This window comes from Pontibacter sp. LHS2, assembly GCF_058932845.1.
The window spans coordinates 213198-239450 of the sequence record NZ_JBZYWG010000003.1 but is presented as its reverse complement, the minus strand read 5'-3'; the positions used below and the strand labels follow the sequence as shown (position 1 = coordinate 239450).

Genomic DNA, 26253 nt, shown 5'->3' with positions numbered 1-26253 from the left:
CCTAGAAGGGGTTTGTCGCCCATACTGCCATCTCAGGTATAAAGCCCCGGTCATCGAGTTCCAGCGCTCCTTTAATCGCCCGCGCAATCTCACGGCCGCGCAGTTTGTTTGATTGGCTTTCACGCTCTTCCCGATCCTCCCGTCCAAAAGCAGTAGTGACCTCGCTTGGATTCAGTAGCATGACGCGCACATTATGCTTGCGCAGTTCCATTTGCCAGCATTGGGTCATGCCACGCAAAGCAAACTTGGAAGAGGCGTATACCGTGCCGCCTTCATAGCCTTTGGTAGCGGCCGTGGAGCCGATGTTGATGATGTTGCCGTAGTTTTGTTTCTTAAAGATCTCAGCAGCCCGCTTGCCCATCATCGCTGCCCCAAACACATTCACGCTGTAAATCTGCTGAAAGTCCTCCAGCTGCACGTCCTCGAGCTTCTTGGAAACACCAATACCAGCATTGTTGATCAATGCATCCAATCTCCCATACTCAGTCAGGAAGGTTTTAAAGGTTCTTTTCACATCCTCCGGATTAGCCGCATCAGCTGTGATTGGCATAGCGCCTAATTCCCGTGCTGCTTTGTGAGTCCGTTTCTCGTCACGACCGGTGATGGCTACGTTTGCGCCATGCTCGATAAGTAGTTTGGCGGTGGCGTAACCGATGCCGAGTGTTCCGCCTGTAATGAGGATATTCGCGTTTTCGATTTTCATAACAGTACAGGTAAGGTTAGGCTTTCTGTAACGTTATGGCGGGTGGATGGTTAAATAAGTTCGGTGTGAATTATTTCCTGTTGTCGTCGCCTTGCAGCATGCTGAGGTAGCTCTCGTATCTGGTCAGGGCGATCTCGTTTTTGCGGACGGCTTCTACTACCGCGCAGCCTGGTTCGTTGAAATGGGTGCAGTTGTTGAAGCGGCATTGGTTGAGGCGCTCGCGCATTTCTGGGAAAAAGTGACCAAGCTCTTGCTTAGGAATGTCGACGATGCCGAGCTCTTTGATGCCTGGCGTGTCGATGATGAAGGTTTCAGGGTCGATTTCGAACATCTCAGCGAAAGTGGTTGTGTGCACACCTTTGTCGGAGAAGCCGGAGATTTCGGAGGTTTTCAGGTCAAGGTCAGGCACGATCAGGTTGATAAGCGTGGACTTACCGACACCGGAGTGGCCTGAGAAAAGTGAAGTTTTGCCATGCAGCAGCTCCTTAAGTTCGTCTATACCCTCGTTGGTATGCGCTGAAACGGCTATGACCTTGTAGCCAACACGTTCATAAAGATAATCGATCTGCCGTTGGTATTCCTGCATATCCTCGTCGTAGAGGTCGGTTTTGTTATACACGATCACGGTAGGTATGCCGTAGGCTTCAGCTGTTACCAGAAAGCGGTCAATGAATCCAAAGGAAGTGCGCGGTGACACCAGCGTGGCGATGAGCAAGGCCTGGTCGAGGTTGGCCGCGATGATGTGGGCATGCTCAGCCTTGTGCGTTGATTTCCGGATAATGTAGTTTTCGCGGTCTTCGATCTTGTGGATCACGGCGGTGTCTTCACCTGTGGTCTCCACATCGAACTCCACGCGGTCGCCTACGGCTAGCGGATTGCTTACCTTCATGCCTTTGAGCTTGAACTTGCCGCGTAGACGCGCCCTGTGCAGCTTGCCCTCCGCATCACGCACCAAATACCACGACCCCGTCGATTTTACTACAACTCCTTTCATTCGTTTTATTTCAACAGCTGGCGCACATCAGCTATGATTTTAGCCGTGGCACCCGCCTGTTCGTGTACGTAAGTTTTTTCTTTGTCGGTTATACCTTGGCGCATGCCCGGTGTAGTATGCACCCGCTCAAACGCTTGTAGTAACTCCTCAGCATTGTTTACCGGAAAGGCACAGCCCAAAGCCACCAAATCCTTTGCCTCCTGAAACTTGTCGAACTTGGGCCCGAAGAACAGTGGCAGTCCAAATACGGCAGCCTCCAGGGTGTTGTGCAGCCCTTTGCCAAAAGCCCCGCCAATGTAAGCATAAGTGCCATAGCTATAGAGCGACGAAAGCATGCCGATGTTGTCAATCACCAGCACGTTATAGCTGCCTGCGTCCGCTTCTGTAGCCTGCGAAAAGCGCACAGTGCCCTCTCCGAGTTGTTGCATCAGCTGACTGATGCTGCTTTCATGAATCTCGTGCGGGGCAATGATGAACTGTATATCGTGGCGGTATTTCTGAATCAGTGGCAACAGCACATCGATATCGGCAGGCCAGCTACTGCCCACCATAAACACTTCCTTGCCCTGCGCGAAAGCCTCCACCACAGGTATAGTCTTCACGCTGGCAGCGGTCTGCAGCACGCGGTCGAAGCGGGTGTCGCCGGCAATGCTGGCTTTGGCTATATCGATGCCTTGCAGGAGTTTCAGCGATGCTTCGTTTTGAGTATAGATGTGCGTGAAGCGCTGCAGCATCCTGCGGTTGAAGCCACCATAGGATTTAAAGAAAATCTGATCATTGCGGAAGATGGCCGAAATGGAAAGCATAGGTATAGCCCGTTCCTGCATGGCCTGCAGGTAATAGTGCCAGAACTCGTACTTCACAAAGACCGCTAGCTTTGGCTGCACAATATCCAGAAAGCGTTTAGCGTTGCTGTGACTGTCGAGCGGCAGGTAAAAGATGTAGTCGGCAACCGCGTAGTTTTTGCGGACCTCGTAACCCGAAGGGGAGAAGAAGGTGAGCACTACTTTATACCTTGGAAACGCCTCTTTGAAAGCCTCGATCACCGGCCGCCCTTGCTCAAACTCCCCCAGCGACGCGCAATGAAACCAGACCACCGGCGCTGTGTTGCCCTGCAGTTGCTGCGCCATCCGCTCAAACTGCCCCGCACGCCCCTCCTGCATCAGCTTCGCCTTCTGGTGAAAAGGCGCTGCCAGCGAGATAGCCGCTTTGTAAGCTTCCAGTCCGATGTCGTAGAGTAGTTTCAAGTATAATTTCTGGCTATGACCTCACAGTGTCTCAAAGACCTGTGAGTGTCTTGGTGTTTCAAAGCAAAGGCCCTCTCCAGACACTCACAGGTTTTATAAACGCTGTGAGGTCGGGGAATTGCCTTCAAGGTGCAAATATAGGGTATTCTAAAGCGATAGTGGTAAAGGAGCTTTAGTTTGTGAATGAGGAGGTAGAATGCTTATTGGGATGTATTATATTTGGTAGGCTGAATGTATATAATTATGATTAGCTTCAATTTTGCATTAACTATAAAGTTGAATGGGTAAGAAATTAACAGTTTACATGATTGATGGAACCGCTTATGGTCCGAGGCTTGGTGAAATTGGAAACTGGGTTGGAAAAGCTGTTTACAGTCCGAGGGCTTCCATCAATAAAATCATGAATCGTTTCGAGTTTGATAATCCAGGAATATATTGTCTAAAAGGTGATCCAACAGATGAAGCTTTTGGAGAGAAAATCTATATTGGAGAAGCAGAAAATATTAGAGCGAGACTAAAACAACACTTAAGTGATCCTAACAAAGATTTTAAAGAGCTGATATTTTTCGTGAGTAAAGACGAACTTCTTACCAAAACTCAAATTAGATACTTAGAATCACGGCTTATCCAACTTGCCATAGGAGCAAAAACAGCTCAAATCGATAACGGGAATTCTCCAAGCTTACCAACTCTTCATGAAGCAGACATTTCTGACATGGAGTATTTTCTTGAACAGATTAAGCTTATACTTCCTGTAATGGGGTTTAATTTCTTAATTTCTTCTACAGTTAACCAAAATGCATTTACTGAGTCAGATACAAATAGCAGAGTTCATCAGGCTTATTTTATAAAAACGAGGACTTTTAATGCGACAATGACAGAAACCGACCAAGGTTATATTATTGCCAAGGGAAGCGAAGCTAAAAAGTCACTGTCCAACTCATATACAGAAACATACAGAAATATGAGAAGAAAGCTTTTAGAAACTAACATAATGGTAGAAAGCGGCGATAGATTAATTTTTGCTGAGGATGCAGTTTTTAGCAGTCCCAGTGCCGCCTCGAATATGATCTTAGGGAGAAACTCTAACGGATTTACAGAGTGGGTTAATAAGGATGGGTTGACATTTAAAGAAGTTCAGGAAAGAATTAATAACTAATTAAGCTTCTGCTTTACTTAATCTAATTTTATGCCGCTTACCATCCGCCCCATCCAACCCTCCGACAACGAACCACTGGCGACCTTAATCCGAAAGGTCTTCCGCGAGTTCAAAATTGACAAGCCCGGCACGGTATATACCGACCCGACTACCGACGCACTGTACGAGCTGTTTCAGCAGCCTGCCAGCGCCTACTTTGTGGCCGAGGAGAATGGCGTCATTATAGGAGGGTGCGGCGTATACCCAACTGAAGGCCTGCCAGAAGGATGTGCGGAACTGGTTAAATTTTACCTGGCTGCAGAGGCGAGGGGAAAGGGCGTCGGCAACCAATTGATGCAACAAAGCATTGAGGCTGCCCGGGCGCTTGGTTACAAACAACTATACCTGGAGTCGTTCCCCGAACTGGCTAAAGCCGTATCAATGTATGAGAGAGCAGGCTTTAAGCCCTTGCCACATGCGATGGGTAACTCGGGCCATTACGCCTGCAATATTTGGATGCTGAAAGATCTATGACAGTTGAACAAGCCTATAACAGTTGGGCCGCACAATACGACACGAACAAAAACAGAACCCGCGACCTGGAAGCCGGTGCCTTACGGTCTACCCTGGCTAATGTACCCTTTGAGTCTTGCCTGGAGATAGGTTGTGGCACTGGCAAAAACACAGAATGGCTAGTGCGCAGGGCAATGCACGTCACGGCGGTGGATTTGTCTGCAGCTATGCTGGGGCGTGCCCGAAAGAAAGTAAACTCAAACAAAGTAGCGTTCGTGCAAGCAGACATCACCAAACCGTGGCATTTTGCCTCGCAGGTATACGACCTTGCTATCTTCAGTTTGGTGTTGGAGCATATACAGCAGCTGGATTTTATTTTTGAACAAACGGCAGCAGCCTTGCACCACGGAGGGTATGTATACATTGGCGAGTTGCATCCTTTTAAGCAATACAGTGGCACTAAGGCTCGGTTTGATACTGAAGCAGGAAGGCAGGAGGTCGAGTGCTATACCCATCACATATCAGAGTTTGTGCAGGCTGCCAGGCAGCACGGTCTGAAGTTGATGGACCTTAATGAATTTTTCGATGACAACGACAAAACGGGTATCCCCCGGATTCTGACCCTGCTTTTACAGAAGGTATAGCCCGTGCTCATTGGTTAGGCTCGAGTGCATGACGACACCCCTTCACTTCTTTAGCCCAAACCTTATGTTTTCCGTAAACTCCATACCTGCCTCAGCAGGTATAGACTCATCTTACTATGACGGAAAACAAGCAAAACGAAATAAAAGTCGTGGTATTCGACCTGAACGGCACTTTCTATAACAAAAGCTCCAAAGAAGAGTTCTTTAAGTTCATCAGCAAGAAGAAGCCGCACAAACTGGCCTATTATTTCCAGATGATTTATTATAAGGTGCTGCTCAAACTGCATCAGATTCGCATGACTGAGTTCAAAGAGAACTTCTTCAATTACCTCGACAACATCCCTCCCAACCAGGTAGAACAATACGCCCGTGAGTTCTGGCAAGAAGAGTTTCCCGGCGAGTTCAATGAAGAGATAAAAGCCAAACTGGACAGGTATAAGCAGGAGGGGGTACAAATCATCTGCGCCACCGGAGCATTGGAGGTATACGTGAAGCCATTATTCGAGCTATACCCAGTGGATCTGTTTTTTGGGACACAAACCAGGTATGACGGTGAAACCTATATAGTGGAGGGTAAAGCCTGCAAAGACGAAGAAAAGATCAAGCGCCTGGACAAACACTTCAATGGAAATCCTTATAGGATCATTGAGGCCTTTTCAGATAGTAAGGAAGATATCCTGGATCACGCTGAGAAAGCTTGGCTTGTGAAAGATGATGGAAAGTTGGAACCCTATAAGAAGTGAGCCAACAATCACCCGATTTATAAAGCACCTGCAGTAAGCAGGTGTTTTTTTTGTGTCTTAAAAGGATGTTATAACCTTGGTTTTATTATGAAAAAAAATATTTAGCCCGCTTAGTATCAGGGATTTAATTTAAATATAAATTCCGCTATTATTCAAACTCACCTTTTCATTTCATGAAAAAAATCTTCCTTCTAACCTGTTTGGGCATGGGTTGCCTGTATCAGGTTCATGCGCAGGATCTGCCGCTAGTCGCGGTTGCACCTGCGGCACTTTCACCGGAATCCACTTTCAAACCTGTGCGCTTTCTGCTAGGCGGTGCGCTGGAGTTAGGTGGAGATGATGTAGCTACAGTTTATTTTACAAATGGACAATCACAGACGATGAATGCCGGGCAGGGCGGCTCACTGGCTGTTGGCGCTGAATTTGGGTTTAAAGCATTGGAGCAGTTCCGTGTTCGTGCTACAGTGGGCTACAAGTATGTAACCACACAGGCTGATAACGCACATATCAGGATGACGCGTGTTCCCCTGCATTTAACCGCCAATTGGATGGCGACTGACAAAATCAGACTAGGAGCCGGCCTTGTTACACACCGGGCCATTAACCTGAACGCCGATGGTATCGGCGATGACGTAAAGTTTAATGCGGCAACTGGTCCTATTGTAGAGTTTGCTTATAGAGGCGTAGGATTGTCATATACTATTATGGAGTATAAAGACGAGCTTAACAATGTATACTCGGCCAATGCCATTGGCCTAACGGTTAGTGGCGTGCTGCCAAGACGCTAGCAAAGGATTCACCAACCACAATCTGGTAGCCAGATAAATAGATGAAGATAAAACAAAAAGCCCCGGCTACTGCCGGGGCTTTTCTATTATCAAGCTTAATTAAGCTTAGTGCTTTGCAAGGTAGTTAGATACGCCTTCTTTTGTAGCGCTCATGGCTTCTTTGCCTTCAGACCAGTTGGCTGGGCAAACTTCACCTTTCTGCTCGAAATACTGCAAGGCGTCTACCATACGCAGGGCCTCGTCGATAGAACGGCCAAGCGGAAGGTCGTTTACAACCTGGTGACGAACTACACCTTCTTTGTCGATCAGGAACAGACCACGGTAAGCAACAGGCTCACCAACAAAGATAGCTTCGCCCTCTTCGTTGTAGTCGTAGTGACCAGCCAGTACGTCAAAGTTCTGAGCGATCGTCTTGGCAGCGTCAGCTACCAGCGGGTACTCAACACCCTCGATACCACCTTGGTTACGTGGTGTGTTCAACCATGCGAAGTGAGAAAAATGCGTGTCGGTAGAGCAACCTACTACGGCTACGTTCTTACGGTCAAACTCTTCCATTCTGTCCTGGAACGCGATGATCTCGGTCGGGCAAACGAAAGTGAAGTCCATAGGGTAGAAATAGAAGATTACGTGCTTCTTGCCAACGTACTGGTCAAGAGAGAAGTCTTCTACGAATTCGCCATTAACTACTGCTGTAGCTTTGAAAGAAGGTGCTTTTTTACCTACTAATACTGCCATTTTGTGTGTTTTTATTGGGTTTTGAAAAAATCTATTTAGGTACTCGTGTTATGCTAATCTTTTTGTCGGGCTCCACCTTACAGCCTGTCAGCTGCACCGAGAAACCTTTGATCTCGAAGTTCTCCAGCTTGCGCTCGCTGAAGAATTTGAGCAGCAATTGCTCCAACTCTTCGTCCTCGAAGTCAACGATCTCTTTGGTCTTGCTGCAGTAGATGTGGCTATGCGTCATCGTGTTTGAATCGTAACGCTTACTGCCACCCTCTGACACAACCCGCCGAAGCAAGCCAGTCTCCGAAAAAGTGTCCAGCGTTTTGTAGACCGTACCGAGTGAAATGGTCGGATTAGCCGGTCGTAGCCGCTGAAAAATATCCTCTGCCGTTGGGTGTGACCCGTGCAACTCCGCCACCGCTTCGAGCACAACAATACGCTGGTGCGTGGCCTTCAGGCCGCACGTTGTCAGGCTTTGTCGTATTTCGTCTCGGGTCAGGTGTTGCATACTGCAGATAAGAATGATTCTTAACTAGGAATAGTTCCGCAAAGGTATAGCTTCTCTCTAAGAATTAAAAGTGAAGCGCTAAAAGTTGTTCGTGAATAGGGGAACTTTGAAAGTGAAGGGAGTTTAGGAGATAGAGAGTTGAGGAATTGGAAAGTTGAAACAGCAGTGACATAACTCAGTAACGTTGGCGCTACGAAGTATTACCGTTTGCCTATGGGGAAAAGGGCGACCTGCCAGAAGTGTACACTTGCCATACCTGACTATGCCCTCGCTCGCGTGCCGTGAGTGTGAGCTACAAGGCGGACTCTGGTCGTTTGCATTTGTACCTCTGGCACAGGTGGCGGGACGACGCCGAATTATTCACACTCACGGGACGCGATCGAGGGTGCTAATAATACTTGTCGTTTCGAATGCAATGAGAAATCTGAAATAATGTAACACTCTATCCAGATTTCTCATTGCATTCGAAATGACAAGAAGAGTTTAACTCTCAAACGCTTAAACTCCCAAACTCCAACTATCTTCCCTTAAAATCCGGCTTGCGCTTCTCCACAAATGCATTCATGCCTTCGGTTTGGTCTTCGGAGGCGAAGCAGAGGTAGAAGTTCTTGCGCTCGAAGTGCAGGCCTTCATCAAGGTTAGTCTCGAAAGAGCGATTAACGGATTCTTTGGCAAGTTTGGCCGCTACTGGCGACATCTGGGCTACTTCGCCAGCCAGTTTAAAGGCTTCCTCCAGGTATAGCTCCACGGGTACCACGCGGTTGATCAGGCCATGTTTCTCAGCTTCGTCGGCGCTCATGAACTTGCCGGTCAGCACCATTTCCATGGCTTTGGCCTTGCCAATGGCTTTGGTCAGGCGCTGCGTACCGCCAGCACCCGGCATCACACCGATCTTGATCTCCGGCTGACCAAACTGTGCTGTTTCAGAAGCCACGATCATGTCGCAGGTCATGGCTAGTTCGCAGCCGCCGCCCAGCGCGAAACCCGATACGGCCGCTATGATGGGTTTCTTGGTTTTACGAATCTGATCCCAGGTAGAGAACTGGTCGATGTTCAGCATGTCGATAGCCGACTTACCAGCCATTTGCTTGATGTCAGCACCCGCGGCGAAGGCACGCTCGTTGCCCGTGATGATGATGGCACGCACGTCGTCGTTGTCGTCCAGTTCCTTCAAGGCGTCCCGCATTTCACCCATCAGCTGCAGGTTCAGGGCATTGAGTTCTTTGGGGCGGTTAAGCTGGATAAGGGCCACGTGCGGACGGGCCTGTGGAGTAACCAATATAAATTCCATAGTTTAGTCGTTTTAGTTTCGGACTAAGTTACGGCTTTTGAAGAAATCAGGAAAAGGGACTTTGTGATATCGGGCGATAACTGGCGTGGGATAGAAGGGGGTTAGGTGGAGGTCATCTGCACACCACCTGAAACGTCGTGCGGGTTCTTTGCTCCAGTAGCAATTCTTTATCTTTGGTGATCTCCTGTATACTGGCGTTGTCGTAGTTCTTGATCGTGAAAAGCTGAAGCCCGGTATTGTAATGGATCGTGAACTGATCTCTTAAAGTGTCCAGTAGCTTCTGGAGACGCTCTTCATTATAATCAGTACAGATCGAAAACGAGATGGCCGAGTTCTGCATCAGGTTGATCTTAAGCCGCAACTCCGATAGTGCATTGAAGATAGTGCCCAGGTTTTTTTCACTGATAAATGTAAAGTCCTTGGCGCTGAACGACACAAGACATTGGTTATCTTTTACAATAAAAGCCGGACCCAACTTCTCATAACGGCAGTCGCAGATCTTGGTACCTTCAGCCGTTGGGTCCAGAAACGACTTCACATAAAGCGGAATCGATTTGTTCGCCAGCGGCTTGATGGTTTTAGGGTGGATAACGGAGGCACCGTAGTAAGCCATCTCCACTGTCTCCTGATAGTCCAACTCACGGTAGCGTACGGTATTGGCAAAGCGCTTAGGATCGGCGTTGAGCAGACCTGCTACATCCTTCCAGATGTAGAGGCCATCGGCATCAAGGCAGTAGGCAAAAATAGCACCGCTGAAGTCAGAGCCCTCCCGGCCCAGGGTTGTCGTGAGGCCGTTGTTGGTACCACCCAGAAAGCCTTGCGTCACAATGAGTTGCTGTGCCAGTATACTTGGCAAGTCACGTTTGATCACTCTTTCTGTCCAGGCCCAGTCTACGCGGGCTTCGCGCCAGGTATTGTCTGTTTGTATATATTTTCGGCTGTCCACCCAGGTGTTGGTCATACCTTGCTGCTGAATAAAATAATGCACTATAACAGAAGATATTAGCTCCCCAAAGCTTACGACCTGGTCATAACCTTTGTCGTAACTGGCAGATGATTGGGTTTTACTATCCTGCAGTAGTTGCTGCAATTGCGTAAACAGATGTTCGAGGCGCTCGTATACAGGGTGTTCCCCGTTCGGAAAAAGCTCATGAACAATAGATAGATGGTACTGCCGGCTCTGATGTAGAGCCTCCCTGAAGTCATGCCCTGTAGTGGCCAGGTTGTATACCTGTTCCAGGGCATTAGTCGTTTTGCCCATGGCAGATACGACCAGGAGCAGTTCTTTTTCGCCGCCCTGGGCGGACACGATTTGAGCCAGATTTTGCAGTGCGCTGGCATCTTTTACAGAAGCGCCACCAAACTTAAATACTTTCATCAATTGAGACTATTACTGCGTAAATGTAAGTATCCTTCGGTTATGTTTCAAAATATCATATTTTTGTAGCTATATATTTAAATTTCACCATAATGAACGACAAACTAGCGCTTCCTGTCGGTACCACCCTTGACAGGTTTATCATGCGGAAACAGGAAGATTTCCATTTTGCTACTGGAGAGTTATCGCAATTGCTGCGCGATATAGCCTTAGCCGCCAAAATCGTAAACCGAGAAATCAACCGTGCCGGGCTGATTGACGTGACCGGAGCCTACGGTCAGCAAAACGTGCAGGGGGAAGATCAACAGAAACTTGATGTGATCGCCAACATCCGCTTTATACGTGCCCTTCGTAACGGCGGTGAGGTATGTACGATCATCTCAGAAGAGGAAGACGAGATCATTCATACAGGTAATAACAAAGGCAAATATATTGTCGCCATTGACCCGCTCGACGGCTCATCCAACATCGACGTAAACGTTTCGATCGGTACGATCTTCTCTATTTATCGTCGCTTATCTGAAGTAGGACAGGAGGGAACCCTGGAAGACTGTATGCAGAATGGTACGCACCAGGTAGCTGCCGGCTATGTGGTCTATGGCTCCTCCACGATGCTGGTTTATACGACTGGCCACGGTGTGAATGGTTTTACTTATGAGCCGTCGCTGGGTGAGTTCTTCTTATCGCACCCGAACATGACTACACCGAAGACCGGTACTATATACTCCTGCAACGAGGGCGGCTATAACAGCTTCCCGGAGGGTGTTAAAAACTATCTGAGCTATTGTAAAGAGAATGGATATTCTGGACGCTACATCGGTTCGCTGGTGTCTGATTTCCACCGTAACCTGATCAAGGGCGGCGTATACATCTACCCAGCGACAGCAAAAGCTCCAAATGGCAAACTGCGCCTTTTATACGAGTGCAACTCCTTGGCTTTCATTGCAGAGCAGGCAGGAGGCAAGGCTTCGGACGGTACACGCCGCATCATGGAAATAGAACCAACAGAATTGCACGAGCGCTCTCCACTGATCATCGGATCTGCTGAAATGGTAGACAAAGTAGAGGAGTTTATGAAGGCTTCTGTAAAATCAGCAGAAACTGTTCAGGCAAATTAATTCTGACTATATCGGAAGCGGATCTGCGCTTTAAGCAGTTCGCGCTCCACAATTAAACAGGCTATGTTCTCGGACACCTCTTCTTCGGAGGCCGCGAGCATAGCCTGTTTTACTTTGCGCTCCTCCACATCGATGCGGTAAAGGATGTGCAGGAGCTGGTTCAGGTTATGGCGAAGCAGGTATAGCACCATGCGTGCCACCTCCTTAAGCAGTTCTCTCTTCTCGAAAGGAAGAGATTGTTCTGATTCGAAAACCCGCTGTAACTGGCGGGCAGCGCTCTCAAGAAGGGCAGGAGAGTAAGTCATAACTGTAATCTGTCAGGTATAGCGATAAAAAAAGCCCTCCTATCCGGAGGGCTTTTCTATAGGGTAGGATATTACTTCTTAGCTTTCTTTGCCTTTGATTCGGCCTTTTCTTCAGTACCTTCCTCTGCTTTTTCTTCTGAGGCAGTTTCTTCGTCTGCTGTGAAGCCAAGGTGCTTGTTTACGATGCTGTACCAGGTGGCCAGCTTTCGCATGTCAGACACGTACACGCGGTCTTCGTCGTAGTCAGGTAGTACGTCGGCCATAAAGCTTTTCAGCTCCTCGTCAGATGGCTTTTCGCCAAAAGGCAGCTCACCATTGTATTTCTGGTTGATGCGGTCCATCACGTCAGCAAGTGGAACGGTTGCTTCCTCGTCGTTGGTATAGATCGAAATCTCGTCCAGCAGCGACATGCGGTGACGGGCCTGGGCTACCATGCGGGTAGGGTTTTCAGAAAGGCTCTCAACGATTACGCCATTGCGCGTAGGCTTTACTATGCGGTATAGGCCGCTCATGCCGGCAATGGCTGCAACTTGTCTTAAATCAATAGGCATAATCAGGTATAAAACTGTTGGTTATAGTTTAAACATTATAGGCACGCTGGCCACCATGCCGAAGCCTGGCCCAGGTGCGTTGAATTTCAGCATTTTTGCAATGCGCATGGCTTCCTCGCCAGTGCCTGCGCCTGCATTTTTCAGGACTCTGAAGCCTGTGGTGGAGCCGTCTTCATTCAGCGTGAAGCTGACGATGCACTCACCCTGTACCCGGTTGCGACGGGCAAGAGCAGGATACTGTATCTGCTTATCGATGAACTGATACATGGCCTCCTGACCACCTTTATAGTACTCCGCCACAGGTATAGACTTGGACGGAATCCAAACCTCCTTCTCTGTCGCCGTGTCAGCTGATTGCGCAGCAGCGGCAAAGGTCATGAAGGCAAATAAAAGAAACAAAATTGAGATTTTACTTTTCATAAGGGTAACAATTTATTTAGAGTTGGTGCGCACCTGGCAGACTTTCTTCCTAAACCGCATACCCTGTGCCTTTTAGTTCTGCACTTGTGCGTTTACCTCTTCTATAAAGTTGAGGAGTTCGTCACGGCCTGTTCTCTTTTCTGCAGAGGTCTTGAACATGCGGGGAAGCTCGTCCCAGGTTTCCTGCATCTTACGGGCGTAGGCGGCTATGGTTGAGTCTGTCTTAGTGGCTGACTGCTTGTCAGTTTTGGTGAACACTATTACAAAAGGAACGCCAAGTTTGCCTAAATAGTCTATAAAGTCCAGATCCACCTGCATGGGGTCGTGGCGCGAGTCAATGAGTACGAACACGCAAGTCAGGTTTTCACGCTTCTGCAGGTAATAGTTGATCATCTTGCGCCACTGCTCCCGCGACTCTCTGCTCACTTTGGCGTAGCCGTAACCCGGTAAGTCGACCAGGTACCACTGGTCGTTGATCAGGAAATGGTTGATGAGCTGTGTTTTGCCCGGGGACTGGGATGTTTTGGCCAATCCCTTTTGCTCCGTTAGCATATTGATAAGTGAGGACTTGCCCACATTGGAGCGGCCGATGAAAGCGTACTCTGGTTTTGTGGGCTCCGGACAGAGGTCAACCCGTGTATTACTAATTAAGAATTTTGCTTCTTTGATAACCATGCTGTTGCTAACTTAACTCGGCGGGCCTGTAGTCGGCCTGCTGATTTGGCAATTATAATTTACGATGCGCGCAGTGCCTGGGATAAGAGGCGCTTTGCGGATTTGTCAAAATTACTATTATTTTAGTTAACATGCTGTGAGGACAGAGCACATAGCAAATGGAGAAAGAGCAAGTAACATGGGCTAATGGCAATCAAATCCTGAAATCGTTTTACTAAATAATCCAGAAACGTATATAGTTTATATGTATATTTTAATATATTTGCTGTCTGTTCTTGAATTGGGGTACTGTGTCAGTATATAAAAATAGATATTAGTGTATCTATTATGACGGTAGTAGCGTAAGGGGGAAGTTGTTGGGAAGTGGAGAAAGGGAATAGTAAAACACCATAAGATAAAGGTAATAAGCCGCCGGTATACCTCAATGGGCAGGCAGACAAAGCTTTATCGCGTTCTTCAAGAAAAAATGAACACATTTTTCCATACAAACAATAAGTATAACAAACCCTTTACAGCATGAATAATTTAGCCAAATTATTTTCACGGCTTTCATTAGCGCTGGCGGTTACCTGTGTGAGTGCTTACACAGTAGACGCACAGAGCAACAGAAAGCTGGTACGGACTGGAAACAAATTTTTTGACCGTGAAAACTACCGAGCTGCCTTGCCTTATTATGAGCAAGTGCTGGCCAATGATCCCAACAATGCTGAAGCCCTTTATTTTGCGGGTATCAGCTATATGACTTTCGATAAGGAGAAGGCCGCTGAGTATATCAACAAAGCACAGTCTATTAAACCTAATGTAGACCGTGACATTGAGTACTGGCTGGGCCGTATCAACCACATCAACTACCGTTTTGACGATGCCATCAAGCACTACCAGGCTTACATCCCGAATGTACGCAAGCGTGACGACTGGCGCCGCGAGGAGGTAGCTATGCTGATCCAGCAGAGCCGCAATGCTCAGAAGGAAGTAGCAAATCCGAAGGACATCTTTGTGAAGAACCTGGGTGGCGTAGTGAACTCTGAGTACTCAGAGCATAGCCCGGTTATCTCTTCTGACGACAACTATCTGCTGTTCACATCCCGCAGTGCTGGTAACAACCAGAGTGGTTCTAAAGCCGCTGACGGTGAGTATTTCGAGGATATTTATGAGTCGCGCCGTATTCAGGGTGACGAGTGGGAGCAACCACGCTCTATCGCTGGTAACCTGAAGAGCTCAGGCCATGATGCTTCTATCCAGCTGTTCGACAACGACACTAAGATGCTGCTTTACCGTTCTGTAAACAACGGTGACATTATGTACGCTGAGCGTAAGGCGGACGGAACATGGGGCGAAGCCAAGAGCATTGGTTCTAACATCAACACAGCCGACTTCGAGTCTGATGCTTTCATCACACCAGATAACCAGCGCCTGTACTTCTCTACCAGCCACTACTCTGAAGATGGTGACCTGGACATTTACGTATCACAGCGCCAGAAGAACGGTGAGTGGGGCAAGCCACGCAGCGTAGGTGCTGCCATCAACACGAAGTTTGACGACGACAGCCCGTACATGGCCGCTGACGGCTCGCTTTACTTTGCTTCACGCGGTCACAACACCATGGGTGGTTATGACATCTTTGTAGCTAAGTACGACTCAGTGGCCAAGCGTTTCGCTCGTCCTGAGAACCTGGGTTACCCGGTTAACACACCAGATGATGACACGTACTACCGCCTGAGCCCAGATGGTAGCTATGCTTACCTGTCTTCTTACCGCATCGGTGGTTACGGTGAAAAAGATATCTACACGATCAACTACATCCGTGCCGCTCGTGTGACTGGCCGTGTGTATGCCTCTAACGACAGCCTGGCTATACCTGGTCTGGAGCTGGTATTCAACGGTCAGCAGGCTGACAAGCGTCCAATCTCTTACCGTGACGTAACCAAGCAGGAAGACGGCCTGTATGACCTGCGTGTTCTGTCTGGCCGTACGTACCAGGTAGAGATCACAAAAGACGGTCAGGTGTTGACAACAGAGTCTTTTGAAATGCCGATGGTGCTGAACGATACGACTACAGTCGAGCAGAACTTCTACATTGACTTCGGTGATGATCCAACTCGCGTATCCACTGCACCAGCGCTGGCTGACAGAGGTACTTCAGATAAGACTGCGACAATGGAGTTCAAAAACATCTATTACGATACTGACAAGTATGAACTACGTGCTGAGTCTATCCGTGAACTGGATGCTGTGGCAGCTTACATGAAAGCTAACCCGAACGTGAACGTAAGCATCGAAGGTCACACTGATTCACGCGCCAGCGAGCAGTACAACATGACACTTGGTGAGAACCGTGCTAATGCTGCATACGATTACCTGGTACAGCAAGGCATCTCTCCACGCAGACTGGTTACAGTAAGCTACGGCGAGCGTCGTCCGGTTGCTACTAACAACTCTGCATCTAACATGCAGCTGAACAGAAGAACAGAGTTCAAGATCATCCAGCGCAAGGACACACAGCAAGAAGTGCCTGTGAACTAAGCTGAGCGATCATGCTGAATAAATAAAAAAACAGGCTGGGCTCACGCTCAGCCTGTTTTTTTATAATAATGGAACATATACTGTGCATAATAGTTACAGGTACAGTATTTTTGTCCTTTTATTACATAAGCATAACCCATGGCGGTAGTACCCTACAAAGACCAGAATAACGATAAGAAGTCGCAGGTTGCTCAGATGTTTGACAACATTGCGGGCAAATATGATTTTCTGAATCACTTCCTGAGTGCAGGCATCGATATTATATGGCGTAAAAAGGCGGTAAGCCTGCTCAAAGCCGAAAAGCCAAAGCAGATGCTGGACATTGCCACTGGCACAGCCGATTTTGCGATCGAAGCACTGAGTCTCAACCCTGATAAGATCATGGGGGTTGATATATCGGAAGGCATGCTGGCTGTAGGGCGTGAAAAACTAAAACGCAAAGGCCTAACCAATAAGATCGAGCTGCAGTACGGTGACTCCGAAAACCTGCCGTTTGAGGATAACAGCTTTGATGCGATCACAGTGGCTTTTGGGGTGCGTAACTTCGAAAACCTAAAACAGGGTTTATCGGAAATGAGACGTGTGCTCAAGCCGGGTGGCACAGCTGTGGTGCTGGAATTCTCCAAACCGCAAAGCTTCCCGATGAAGCAGATGTATCAATTTTATTTTAAGAACATACTACCAACGGTAGGTAAATTCGTTTCTAAGGACCGTGCCGCCTATACCTACCTGCCCGAGTCAGTGCAGGCGTTCCCAGACGGCAAGGACTTCCTGAACATCTTTGAAGAAGTTGGCTTTAAACAAACAAAATGGCATTCACTCACATTTGGAATCAGCTCCATCTACACCGGCAAAAAATAAGCTTTGCGGTATTTTTCTTGATCTTCCTGGCAAGTGCCACGCAGGTACAAGCCCAAAACCAGAAAGTAAAAGGCGAAAATAAACCTGGCTACGACGAAAAGCGCATTCACTACGGGTTCTACCTGGGCATGACTTATTCGAAGTACTACATTGAGCACTCACAGGCCTATGTGGATCAGGTAACTACTGGCACTCAGGTGAACACCATGAACAGCCTGGGCTTCTATCCTGGACTGGTGCTGAACGTGCGCCTGTTCGAATACCTGGATGCCCGCTTTGTTCCTGGGGTAGGCTTCTATGGTCGCAGCATTGATTTTGAAAGAGGCAGTCAGGCAGGTGAAGAGGGCGGAAACTTCGACAACACCACTTTTGCCTCACCGGTGATCGAGCTGCCGCTGTTGCTTAAGTATAGAGCAAAGCGTCGTGGCAACTTCAGGATGTACATGGTAGGCGGAATGAAGGCAAGCCGTGTGCTGGGCAATACTACCCATACACAAAACGGCAACCTGCTGCAAATTAACCGCAACGACCTGTCAGTGGAGTATGGCGTAGGGCTGGATATTTTCTATCCTTACTTTAAGTTTGCGCCTGAGGTACGCTTCTCCCACGGTCTGATGAACCAGAAAAGCAACGCCGGCGAGTATAGTCCTCTGATCGACAGAATGACTACCCGTAACGTATCGTTAATCTTCCACTTCGAATAGTATGGCAGGCATTGCACTTGTAACAGGAGCTACATCAGGTATAGGTCGCGCGACAGCATTTGCGCTGGCCAAAGCAGGTTATCGGATCATTGCGGCTGGTCGCAGAACGGAGCGTCTGCAAGAGCTGCAGCAGCAGATTACGGATGTACCGGTGCATACGCTGCAATTTGATGTGCGTGACCGTGAGGCCGTGCAAGCCGCCATTAGCAGCTTGCCTGACGAATGGAAAGGTATAGACGTGTTGGTGAACAACGCCGGCAACGCACATGGGCTGGCACCAGTGCAGAGCGGCAACATCGCTGACTGGGATGCCATGCTGGATATTAATGTCAAGGGGCTTCTTTACGTGACCCATGCCGTGCTGCCACTTATGCTCAACCGCAAGAAAGGCCACATCATTAACATTGGTTCTATTGCGGGCAAGGAGGTATATGCCAATGGCAATGTATACTGTGCTTCTAAGTTTGCCGTGGATGCGATCTCCAAGGGGATGCGTATTGATCTGGTGCAGGAAGGTATAAAGGTATCAGAGGTGAATCCGGGCTTGGTTGAGACAGAATTCTCGGAAGTGCGCTTCAAAGGGGACAAAGATCGCGCAGCCAGTGTGTACCAGGGCTATGAGCCACTGCGTGCGGACGATGTAGCCGACTTAATTACCTTTGTGGTAACGCGTCCTGCCCATGTTAACATAGCCGAAGTAATGATTCTGCCGACTGCCCAAGCATCATCCACTGTGCTGAATAAACAGCTGTAGGCTGATCATACTCACAACCCACCCTTTAAGCTGGCCGTACTTACAAGGGTATCGTCCGTAATAATTGCGGACTTGAGATGATCCAAAAAATTAATAATATGGCTACTAACAAGAATAATTCAGAAGAGAACAAGAACAGACAGAAACCAGAAAAAGGCGCAAGCTCACAGCCAATGCCTGAAAACTATTCGAACGAGGCGAATCATAAAGGTGCTACAGACTTAGGCACGGATGGTACAAAAGCCACCGCCAGCCAACAGCAGGGACAAGGCTCCTGGAATGCAAAAGACTCGAACGATCAAGGCAAAAGCAAATAGTCTGGAATAAAATAAAAAAGAGGGAGCCGGCTGATAAAGCCGGCTCCCTCTTTTTGTACCTGTTGATATCTTCTAATCCAGGTAGTAACGCAACAGCCATCCCTCTGCGTCAAACTGGTTAGCCTGGGGGTTCTGCTCTGTCTTTTGGCGGGTGCCCTTGCTTAGGTCGTAGGAGTTGCGGTATTCAGTGTCCTCTATCCAAATACGGCGGGCCATCGATTTAGGACCTGTTACGGTATAGCTGTCTTCGCCTGCGCCGCCCCATACCTTGATCTTGATTTTCGGTCGACTTTCTCCTTTTACTATAAATTCGTCATTGCCGTTGAGTCCATATAAGTGTATCTCTTTTGTGTCGGAAGCATGAAACACCCGATCAAAAAGCTGCCTTCTTTCTTCAGCATCCTTATTGATCTTGTATACCTGTACCCGCACTTCGTTTACTGATAGTACTTCTACCTCAAATCGCTCGTGCTTATCAGACCCTACTACAATCGCTTCGCGCATTAAACTCTTGTAATACTTTTGGACAGACTTACCCAGCTTGTCACGGCGTGACTTTAGCTGTGTCATAATTGGGGAAGCCGTGAGTTGGTAAATATTGTCCGGCATTTGTCGGAATGACTGTTCAATTACCTCATCGGTAAGCGCAGTGCTTACACTGTCGGCTACTTCTACCCAGTCCTGATAGGTGAGCCCGGCAAGTATGGTTTCGTCCAGGTTGCGTCCGCTTTTGTTCAGGTCATCCAGATTCGATAAGTTGTCGCTATAGGTCTGGAAGTGTTTCTTAAGGCCCGTGCGCATGAAAATCCAGGGGATGATAGCGTCATTCAGCTTATAGAATACATTATCACGGTCGCGGGGTACAGCTTGGTATACCTTCACTTTGTCATTTTTGTACTGGGCCCAACGCCAGTTGTCTTCATGGCGGCTCCAGTCCCCTATGAGCATGTCGAAGAGGCGGGCACGCAGATAGTAGCGGGCATCAATATCGCTGTTGTTTTCAAAAAAACGGTCTTTCAGCATAGCCCGCGTGCTTCGAATCTTTTCAGAGCTTCCCATACCTGGCTCGTCTGATAAGTCATCGTTTGGCCTGATCTCAAGTAGCGCGACCATGCCGCCGAAGTCCTGAAGGTGCTCACCCAAGCGTGGATCGTGTGGTACGTAGACGAGCTCTGGTTTGGTATGATGTATCCCGATGGCTTCGGCCATAGGAGGCAACACCAGGGCGGCATAGGGGTGCGTGGCAGAAGTAGCGTCGCGTATGATGTTAGCAGCATAGCTTTGCTGCCACTTCTTGGGTAGAGCTGTTGCGGGGTCTTTGTCAACAGAGCGCAGCACGTATTCTTTGCCGTCGGCATCTTCCAGGCGCAGGTTCATGGTTTGCCGGCTGCCGCCCTTCTGCTTGGGTTTCAGGCCGCCCTTCTCAGTACCCAGGTCCAGCACCCTAAACTCGACTGGCGTAGTCCATGCCGTGCGATAGTGCTTGCCATAGAAGAACGTATGCAGGCGACCACGACCATAGTGCTCACCTACCGCCACTGTGATGGTACTATCCCGGTCAGCAGGTACAGCGGTGGCAGGTTGAGCAGGAGCAGGTACCTGTTGCAAACTGTGTGTGTATTTGGTGCCGATACAGCCTGTGGTCAACAGGCCTAACAGGCAGGCAAGGGTAGTAGTGAGGTAGTGGCGGTTGAGGTGCATGGTAAAGGGTGTCGGTTGGTACTTCAGGTGGTGGACTGGTTAGTGGCCCTCCCTGTCAAAAGCGTGTACTTTTACGTCATTAGTGGTCTTGTCGACAGTTTCGGGACCAAACTCGATTTCGTTGCCCCGCTTGGTGTCATACACAATGGTTTTGCGACGCCAGCTTTTCACACGTGAGCTATCTTTAATCTCGTCCTCACCGCGGCCACCCACAATCACGACGCGTATACCTTTGTTTACTTCTCCGCTTACTTCAAACTCATCGTCTTCGGCAAGTCCGTGCAAAGTGATCTGCTTGGTTTCGCTACGCTTGAACACACGGTGGTATACCTGTTTGTCGTCAGACAGTCGGGTCACTGTGACAGCTGTTTCTTCATCGTTCAGGCGTTTTACTTCAAATCGTTCTTCTTTGTCAGTGCCAATTACCAAAGGGTTTTTAGCCAGGTGCAAGTAAAATTCCTGTGCAGCTTGAGGTAGCAAGTCGCGACGGCTTTTTAAGATACGAATAGTTTCCTCGCCTGCCCGGGCGTATACCTTAGGCGGAAACTTTTGGATGGCTCGCTCAATCACGTCATCTGTCAGGGCTGCCTGCAGTTCAGTTGCTATCTCCTGGTAATCCTGGGCAGTTAGTTCTGTCAAGGCACGGCTGTCAATGAAGCTGGCGTTCATCATCAGCGCATACACGTCCTTATACTTAGGTCCGAAGGTTTCAAACTTCCGAATGGCCCATTTGCGACTAAATAGCCAGGTGATCACCCCATCGTCGAACTTGAAGAAGGCATTGTCGCGGTCTTTAGGTATGGCGCGGTAGTGCTTGTTGTTGCCATCATCGTGCACGGCCCACTCCCATTGTCCTTCATGCCGGTCCCAGTCATTGATGAACAGGTCGAAGAGGCGGGCACGCGCAAAGGCACGCTGGTCAATGAAGTGGTCATCGTCACCGAATCGCTTTTTAAGCATCTTTTTGGAGCCTGCAATGTCAGTGGCATCGCCAAGCATGGGCGTAATGCTGCGGTCATCATTGTATTTCTCCTCGATCATGAACACACGATCCTTAAACTCATCACTGTATTCGCCAAAGGTTGTGTCGGAGGGAAGGACGTAGACCAGTTCTGGTTTAGAATGCGGTATACCTGCCGCCTCTGCCATAGTAGGCAGGACGATGGCAGCGAAAGGGTTTATGGCCGATGTTTGATCACGGAGTACGTCAGCAACAAAGGTGTTGCGCCAAAACTTGGGCAAAATGCCGGCCGGGTCCTTATCAAGAGAGCGGAGCGCATAGGTAAAACCATTATCGTCGGCCAGGGTAAGGCTTGTAGTTTGCATACCGCCTCCGAGTTTCTCAACAGAGAGTCCGCCCTTCGTTTTTTTCATGTCGAAAACGCTGACTGTAATAGGTGTTGCCCATAATTCCCGGTAGTGCTTCCCCCAGAAGAAATTATGAAATCCGGTACGCTTGTAATGCTGACCAGCCATTACGGTCACACTGTCTACGTCAGCAGGCGAAGCGGTTTTCAATTGTTGATAGCGGTCTTGATCAACGACTGGAGTTTTGGCAAAGAAATTCTTGCGGGCGCATCCCGAAGAAAATATAATAATGCACGCGAGTGACAAAACGTGCAGGTAGTAGCTTTTCATGCAGAGTATGTTATCAAATTTGTCTGCCTATCTAACGTAAATCAGCGCTAATGTTTACAGGCAAACGAATGATATATGGTACAAACCAGATTTTAGCACAAAAGCATGCTATCCTAATAGCATGCTTTTGTGGAATATCAGTCTTTAGACTCCCTTTCTGCAAGCTTTGTTGCCAGCTCCAATCTTGTGTTTTTTACTGCTTAGAAATTATCAAGTGTATAGTTCACTGCTATACTAATCTCTAGTTTACTGAGACTAGCCTCTGCCAGGGTAGCAAATGTGTGTAACTAAGATGCTGGTGAAGACAAAGGCCCACTTTTCATTATTTTAATACTATATCCAGATGGTATCAGCTGATTTGTAAGCCTTTCTGACAGATCAGAGAACTATCCAGTAGGTAGGTGATTTTCCTTGTTTTCAGAGTCGTATTTGGACTCTTCCAACGGGAAGTCCTTATGTCATCGCCAGGCCACCATCAACAAAGCGAGTAGCAAAAAGACAGTAATGTTCTTTGATTCAATTAGTATCCGGAGATGTGTTGATAATGGGGGAGCGGCTTTGCATCAAAAGCTATACCCTGCCGAAACTCCGAAGTTTTGTGCCAAGAAACCTGTGCTACTGATCACAGGCGTCCAGTTCAGCCGGAACATAACACCTGTATTCAACGGTTGATACCGATAACCAAGATTCAAATACCCATTCGTTCCCCAGCCATTTTCGTTAATGATCTTTGGTTTTGTGGGGCTGTAAAGATCGGTTCTTGCATAATGTGGCGTGAGACCTATACCTGCTTCAAGTGCGTTTTTGTTTTTGCCGACCAGATAATTAAGCCCCAAAGGAAATGCAATGACACCATTTGCTTCACTTCCGGCATCCCCATCAGAGGTGCCCGTAAAGATACCTCCCACACCTAAGCGAAAACCTAGTCCATCCTGCACTCCTCTTTTGAACCGCATGTCGTAGTTGAGAGAGGCGTGCAGCCCCTGCCCGAAGCCCTCTATATAAATAGTCCGCTTATGGCTTTCGGATTCTTTTACCTGGGCATTTGTCACAAATGGGCAGCTTGCCAGTAGGAACAGAAGCAGTAGTGTTTTCATCAATATAGATTCAGGTAAGGTGTGCATGCATTCACTAGAGGCTTGATTATATACCGCTCACTTGGAGTGAAGTTAATAATCTAACTTTGATCAAGATAGCTTATCCCTAGCACTTTACAAATCCCGCAAACAAAAAGCCCCGACCAGGTATACCGGTCGGGGCTTTTATTAGTTAGGGCAGGCTATACCTACGCTACTTCTTCTTTCTTGCTCATGCGGTTACGCTCGTTCTCGTCGAGGTAGATCTTACGCATACGCAGGCTCTTTGGCGTCACCTCCAGGTATTCATCCTTCTGGATGTATTCCATGGCTTCTTCCAATGAGAAGTTCTTAGCCGGAGCGATCTTGGTGTTGTCGTCAGAACCGGAAGCACGCATGTTCGTCAGCTTCTTGCCCTTCTGGATGTTCACCGTGATATCGTTCTGGCGGTTGTGCTCACCAATTACTTGACCCATGTATACATCTACACCCGGATCAACGAAGAACACACCACGGTCCTGCAGCTTGTCGATAGAGTAAGCTGTGCCCGGGCCTGTTTCCATCGAAATGATAGAACCGTTGTTACGGCCAGGTATAGCGCCTTTGTAAGGCTCGTAGCTCTGGAAGCGGTGGTTCATGATCGCCTCACCAGCAGTCGCAGTCAGTACGTTGTTACGCAGACCAATCAGACCACGGGCAGGTATGATGAACTCCAAGTGCTGCAGATCGCCTTTTGGCTCCATGATCGTCAGTTCGCCTTTACGCATCGACACCAGTTCGATTACTTTACCAGCAGTCTCTTCCGGAACATCTACTACCAAAAGCTCAATTGGCTCGTGGCGTACGCCGTCAATTTCTTTATAGATTACCTGTGGCTGGCCTACCTGCAGTTCGTAACCTTCACGACGCATCGTTTCGATCAGAACTGACAAGTGAAGGATACCGCGACCAAATACCAGGAAAGTATCTTCACGATCAGTTTCCTTTACACGCAGTGCCAGGTTTTTCTCAGTTTCTTTGAACAGGCGGTCACGCAGGTGGCGCGATGTCACGAACTTACCTTCCTTACCGAAGAAAGGAGAGTTGTTGATCGTGAACAGCATGTTCATGGTTGGCTCGTCGATAGAGATGCGGGCCAGTGCTTCCGGGTTCTCAGCATCAGCGATAGTGTCACCGATGTCGAATCCTTCTATACCTGTCACAGCGCAGATTTCGCCGGCAGATACTTCCTGCACAGACTTTCTGCCAAGACCTTCAAAAATCTGAAGTTCTTTGATACGGCCTTTCTTCGCAGAACCATCAGCTTTCATGAGGCTGATTGGCATACCTTCTTTAAGCGTACCACGGTGCACACGACCGATAGCGATACGACCTACGAAAGAAGAGTAGTCAAGTGAGGTGATCTGCATCTGCGGCGTACCTTCACGGAAAGGAGCAGGAGGGATCACCTCGATGATGGCATCCAGCAGTGGCGTGATGTTATCAGTTGGCTGTGTCCAGTCAGTGCTCATCCAACCGTTTTTAGAAGAACCGTAAAGCGTCGTGAAGTCCAGCTGGTCTTCAGTTGCCTCCAGGTTGAACATCAGGTCGAATACTTGCTCGTGCACTTCATCAGGACGGCAGTTTTCTTTGTCTACTTTGTTTACTACCACAATCGGCTTCAAGCCAAGCTGGATAGCTTTGCTCAGTACGAAACGTGTCTGTGGCATGGCACCTTCAAAGGCATCTACCAGCAGAAGCACACCGTCAGCCATTTTCAGTACACGCTCTACCTCGCCACCGAAGTCGGCGTGACCAGGCGTGTCAATGATATTGATCTTAACGTCTTTGTAACGAACCGACACGTTCTTGGAAACGATCGTGATACCGCGCTCGCGCTCCAGGTCATTGTTGTCCAGAATGAGGTCGTCAAAGTGCTGGTGGTCAGCGAATAGCTTTGAAGCGTGGATAATTTTGTCCACGAGCGTTGTCTTGCCGTGGTCTACGTGTGCGATGATCGCGATATTTCGAATATTTTGCATTGAATTGATTTTTCGAGGTGCAAAGGTATAAAAAAGCCTTCGCATATTTAGTATTCCGCTCGAAATAAACAGGTTAGGGAATTATTAAATCTTCTCTCTCAGCACGATGACTAAGGTTATGGAGCAAACATTATGTGTGCTGGCTTTGTTCAATCAGGTATAAAATAATCAAAAGAGGCCTGTTTTTTGCTTCATAACTTCGTAAACAACTGTATGAAAATGTTTTATATCTATACCTTACTGCTGCTCCTGAGCCTTCCCGCTTGCGGCCAGCAGGATGAGCCTGTCACGCATGCTGAAGGCGTCATCGCAGCATCAGAGAATGTAAATGCCACCCAAAATGGCAGTACTAAAAAGTCAAAACAAACCTACGAGATAAATAAAACCGAGGCGGAGTGGAAAAAGCAGCTTAGCCCGCAACAGTATTATGTGCTTCGTCAGAAAGGGACTGAACGGGCCTTCAGCGGCAAGTATAATGACCATAAGGAAAAGGGTGTCTATACCTGCGCCGCTTGCGGCAATGAGGTTTTCACCTCTGATACCAAGTTCGACTCCGGCACCGGCTGGCCGAGTTTCTTCAGGCCGATCTCGTCTAAGAACGTGCGTGAAGTAGCTGACCGCAGCATGGGCATGGTGCGCACTGAAGTGGTATGCGGTCGTTGCGGCGGGCACTTGGGTCACGTGTTTGATGATGGCCCAAAGCCTACTGGCCTGCGTTACTGCCTCAACTCGGCGGCACTCGGGTTTAAAGCAGCTAAATAAGTGTGGAATAGCCGATGGTGGGTGTGCCATTTCAGTTATATCTTTGGCATCGTTTCCCGATCAGGTCGTGGAGGCGGTAAAATTCTTTTATTTTAAATCTTCTTAACCGCCTGAACAGAATAGCAATGCGACTTCTGTTTATTGGCATTGTTTTTAA

27 protein-coding genes are annotated in these 26253 nt (G+C 48.3%); 12 read left to right on the top strand and 15 right to left on the bottom strand.

What is annotated here, in order from left to right; translation table 11 throughout:
• Window position 1 precedes the first annotated feature (1 nt).
• The 3 genes from AC5FX6_RS14300 to AC5FX6_RS14290 all read right to left on the bottom strand — a co-directional run bounded on the left by AC5FX6_RS14300 (window position 2) and on the right by AC5FX6_RS14290 (window position 2944).
• On the bottom strand, window positions 2-703 hold the full coding sequence (locus AC5FX6_RS14300) for an SDR family oxidoreductase (RefSeq protein WP_493597736.1): 702 nt from the start codon (window positions 701-703) through the stop codon (window positions 2-4).
• A gap of 70 nt (window positions 704-773) precedes the next feature.
• The gene (gene rsgA / locus AC5FX6_RS14295) at window positions 774-1697 is read right to left on the bottom strand and encodes a ribosome small subunit-dependent GTPase A (RefSeq protein ID WP_493597735.1); all 924 of its coding nucleotides are present in this window, start codon (window positions 1695-1697) and stop codon (window positions 774-776) included.
• Between the two features lie 5 nt (window positions 1698-1702).
• The gene (locus tag AC5FX6_RS14290; protein WP_493597734.1) at window positions 1703-2944 is read right to left on the bottom strand and encodes a 3-deoxy-D-manno-octulosonic acid transferase; all 1242 of its coding nucleotides are present in this window, start codon (window positions 2942-2944) and stop codon (window positions 1703-1705) included.
• Window positions 2945-3224: 280 nt separating this feature from the next.
• Between AC5FX6_RS14290 and AC5FX6_RS14285 the strand changes: the two genes are divergently transcribed.
• From AC5FX6_RS14285 to AC5FX6_RS14265, 5 genes are all read left to right on the top strand, one after another.
• Window positions 3225-4103 carry a GIY-YIG nuclease family protein gene (locus AC5FX6_RS14285; RefSeq protein WP_493597733.1) on the top strand — a complete coding sequence of 293 codons (879 nt, stop codon included), beginning with the start codon at window positions 3225-3227 and terminating at the stop codon, window positions 4101-4103.
• A 30-nt stretch (window positions 4104-4133) separates the two neighbouring features.
• Window positions 4134-4616: a GNAT family N-acetyltransferase gene (locus tag AC5FX6_RS14280; protein ID WP_493597732.1), complete on the top strand. Its 483-nt coding sequence runs from the start codon at window positions 4134-4136 to the stop codon at window positions 4614-4616.
• Complete coding sequence (locus AC5FX6_RS14275; RefSeq protein ID WP_493597731.1) at window positions 4613-5239, top strand: class I SAM-dependent DNA methyltransferase; 627 nt, start codon at window positions 4613-4615, stop codon at window positions 5237-5239. The genes AC5FX6_RS14280 and AC5FX6_RS14275 overlap by 4 nt, the downstream gene beginning before the upstream one ends.
• A gap of 116 nt (window positions 5240-5355) precedes the next feature.
• On the top strand, window positions 5356-5982 hold the full coding sequence (locus AC5FX6_RS14270; protein WP_493597730.1) for an HAD family hydrolase: 627 nt from the start codon (window positions 5356-5358) through the stop codon (window positions 5980-5982).
• Between the two features lie 173 nt (window positions 5983-6155).
• Complete coding sequence (locus AC5FX6_RS14265) at window positions 6156-6770, top strand: hypothetical protein (protein ID WP_493597729.1); 615 nt, start codon at window positions 6156-6158, stop codon at window positions 6768-6770.
• A gap of 105 nt (window positions 6771-6875) precedes the next feature.
• Here the strand turns inward: AC5FX6_RS14265 and AC5FX6_RS14260 are convergent, their stop codons facing one another.
• The 4 genes from AC5FX6_RS14260 to AC5FX6_RS14245 all read right to left on the bottom strand — a co-directional run bounded on the left by AC5FX6_RS14260 (window position 6876) and on the right by AC5FX6_RS14245 (window position 10670).
• Window positions 6876-7505, bottom strand: coding sequence for a peroxiredoxin (locus AC5FX6_RS14260; protein ID WP_493597728.1), 630 nt, complete (start codon window positions 7503-7505; stop codon window positions 6876-6878).
• 31 nt (window positions 7506-7536) lie between these two features.
• Window positions 7537-8001 (bottom strand): Fur family transcriptional regulator, encoded by a 465-nt coding sequence (locus tag AC5FX6_RS14255; protein WP_493597727.1) that lies wholly within the window; start codon window positions 7999-8001, stop codon window positions 7537-7539.
• Window positions 8002-8518: 517 nt separating this feature from the next.
• The gene (locus AC5FX6_RS14250; RefSeq protein ID WP_493597726.1) at window positions 8519-9292 is read right to left on the bottom strand and encodes an enoyl-CoA hydratase-related protein; all 774 of its coding nucleotides are present in this window, start codon (window positions 9290-9292) and stop codon (window positions 8519-8521) included.
• Between the two features lie 112 nt (window positions 9293-9404).
• Window positions 9405-10670: an aspartate kinase gene (locus tag AC5FX6_RS14245; RefSeq protein ID WP_493597725.1), complete on the bottom strand. Its 1266-nt coding sequence runs from the start codon at window positions 10668-10670 to the stop codon at window positions 9405-9407.
• A 92-nt stretch (window positions 10671-10762) separates the two neighbouring features.
• Here AC5FX6_RS14245 and fbp point away from each other — a divergent pair, with 92 nt between their 5' ends.
• Window positions 10763-11788, top strand: a complete 1026-nt coding sequence (gene fbp, locus AC5FX6_RS14240; protein WP_493597724.1) for a class 1 fructose-bisphosphatase — start codon at window positions 10763-10765, stop codon at window positions 11786-11788.
• Here the strand turns inward: fbp and AC5FX6_RS14235 are convergent.
• From AC5FX6_RS14235 to yihA, 4 genes are all read right to left on the bottom strand, one after another.
• Complete coding sequence (locus tag AC5FX6_RS14235) at window positions 11785-12093, bottom strand: hypothetical protein (RefSeq protein WP_493597723.1); 309 nt, start codon at window positions 12091-12093, stop codon at window positions 11785-11787. The genes fbp and AC5FX6_RS14235 overlap by 4 nt on opposite strands.
• Window positions 12094-12164: 71 nt before the next feature.
• The gene (locus AC5FX6_RS14230; RefSeq protein WP_493597722.1) at window positions 12165-12644 is read right to left on the bottom strand and encodes a DUF5606 family protein; all 480 of its coding nucleotides are present in this window, start codon (window positions 12642-12644) and stop codon (window positions 12165-12167) included.
• Between the two features lie 21 nt (window positions 12645-12665).
• On the bottom strand, window positions 12666-13064 hold the full coding sequence (locus tag AC5FX6_RS14225) for an energy transducer TonB (RefSeq protein WP_493597721.1): 399 nt from the start codon (window positions 13062-13064) through the stop codon (window positions 12666-12668).
• Window positions 13065-13136: 72 nt separating this feature from the next.
• A complete protein-coding gene (gene yihA / locus AC5FX6_RS14220) occupies window positions 13137-13739 on the bottom strand; it encodes a ribosome biogenesis GTP-binding protein YihA/YsxC (RefSeq protein WP_493597720.1) in 603 nt (200 codons plus the stop codon).
• Window positions 13740-14255: 516 nt separating this feature from the next.
• Here yihA and AC5FX6_RS14215 point away from each other — a divergent pair.
• The 5 genes from AC5FX6_RS14215 (at window position 14256) to AC5FX6_RS14195 (ending at window position 18898) form a co-directional block, all read left to right on the top strand.
• Entirely contained in the window at window positions 14256-16262 is a 2007-nt protein-coding gene (locus AC5FX6_RS14215; RefSeq protein ID WP_493597719.1) for an OmpA family protein, read from the top strand.
• Window positions 16263-16400: 138 nt separating this feature from the next.
• Window positions 16401-17123 (top strand): bifunctional demethylmenaquinone methyltransferase/2-methoxy-6-polyprenyl-1,4-benzoquinol methylase UbiE, encoded by a 723-nt coding sequence (gene ubiE, locus AC5FX6_RS14210; RefSeq protein ID WP_493597718.1) that lies wholly within the window; start codon window positions 16401-16403, stop codon window positions 17121-17123.
• Between the two features lie 17 nt (window positions 17124-17140).
• Window positions 17141-17827 carry a type IX secretion/gliding motility protein PorT/SprT gene (porT, locus tag AC5FX6_RS14205; protein WP_493597717.1) on the top strand — a complete coding sequence of 229 codons (687 nt, stop codon included), beginning with the start codon at window positions 17141-17143 and terminating at the stop codon, window positions 17825-17827.
• A 1-nt stretch (window position 17828) separates the two neighbouring features.
• Window positions 17829-18581 (top strand): SDR family NAD(P)-dependent oxidoreductase, encoded by a 753-nt coding sequence (locus tag AC5FX6_RS14200; RefSeq protein ID WP_493597716.1) that lies wholly within the window; start codon window positions 17829-17831, stop codon window positions 18579-18581.
• A gap of 98 nt (window positions 18582-18679) precedes the next feature.
• A complete protein-coding gene (locus AC5FX6_RS14195) occupies window positions 18680-18898 on the top strand; it encodes a hypothetical protein (protein ID WP_493597715.1) in 219 nt (72 codons plus the stop codon).
• 72 nt (window positions 18899-18970) lie between these two features.
• Here AC5FX6_RS14195 and AC5FX6_RS14190 read toward each other — a convergent pair whose 3' ends face one another.
• The 4 genes from AC5FX6_RS14190 to typA all read right to left on the bottom strand — a co-directional run bounded on the left by AC5FX6_RS14190 (window position 18971) and on the right by typA (window position 25334).
• On the bottom strand, window positions 18971-20599 hold the full coding sequence (locus AC5FX6_RS14190; RefSeq protein WP_493597714.1) for a hypothetical protein: 1629 nt from the start codon (window positions 20597-20599) through the stop codon (window positions 18971-18973).
• 39 nt (window positions 20600-20638) lie between these two features.
• The gene (locus AC5FX6_RS14185; RefSeq protein WP_493597713.1) at window positions 20639-22237 is read right to left on the bottom strand and encodes a hypothetical protein; all 1599 of its coding nucleotides are present in this window, start codon (window positions 22235-22237) and stop codon (window positions 20639-20641) included.
• Window positions 22238-22800: 563 nt separating this feature from the next.
• Window positions 22801-23334, bottom strand: a complete 534-nt coding sequence (locus AC5FX6_RS14180; RefSeq protein WP_493597712.1) for a hypothetical protein — start codon at window positions 23332-23334, stop codon at window positions 22801-22803.
• 188 nt (window positions 23335-23522) lie between these two features.
• Window positions 23523-25334: a translational GTPase TypA gene (gene typA / locus AC5FX6_RS14175; protein WP_493597711.1), complete on the bottom strand. Its 1812-nt coding sequence runs from the start codon at window positions 25332-25334 to the stop codon at window positions 23523-23525.
• 213 nt (window positions 25335-25547) lie between these two features.
• Between typA and msrB the strand changes: the two genes are divergently transcribed.
• Window positions 25548-26096: a peptide-methionine (R)-S-oxide reductase MsrB gene (gene msrB / locus AC5FX6_RS14170; protein WP_493597710.1), complete on the top strand. Its 549-nt coding sequence runs from the start codon at window positions 25548-25550 to the stop codon at window positions 26094-26096.
• The last annotated feature ends 157 nt before the right edge of the window (window positions 26097-26253 follow it).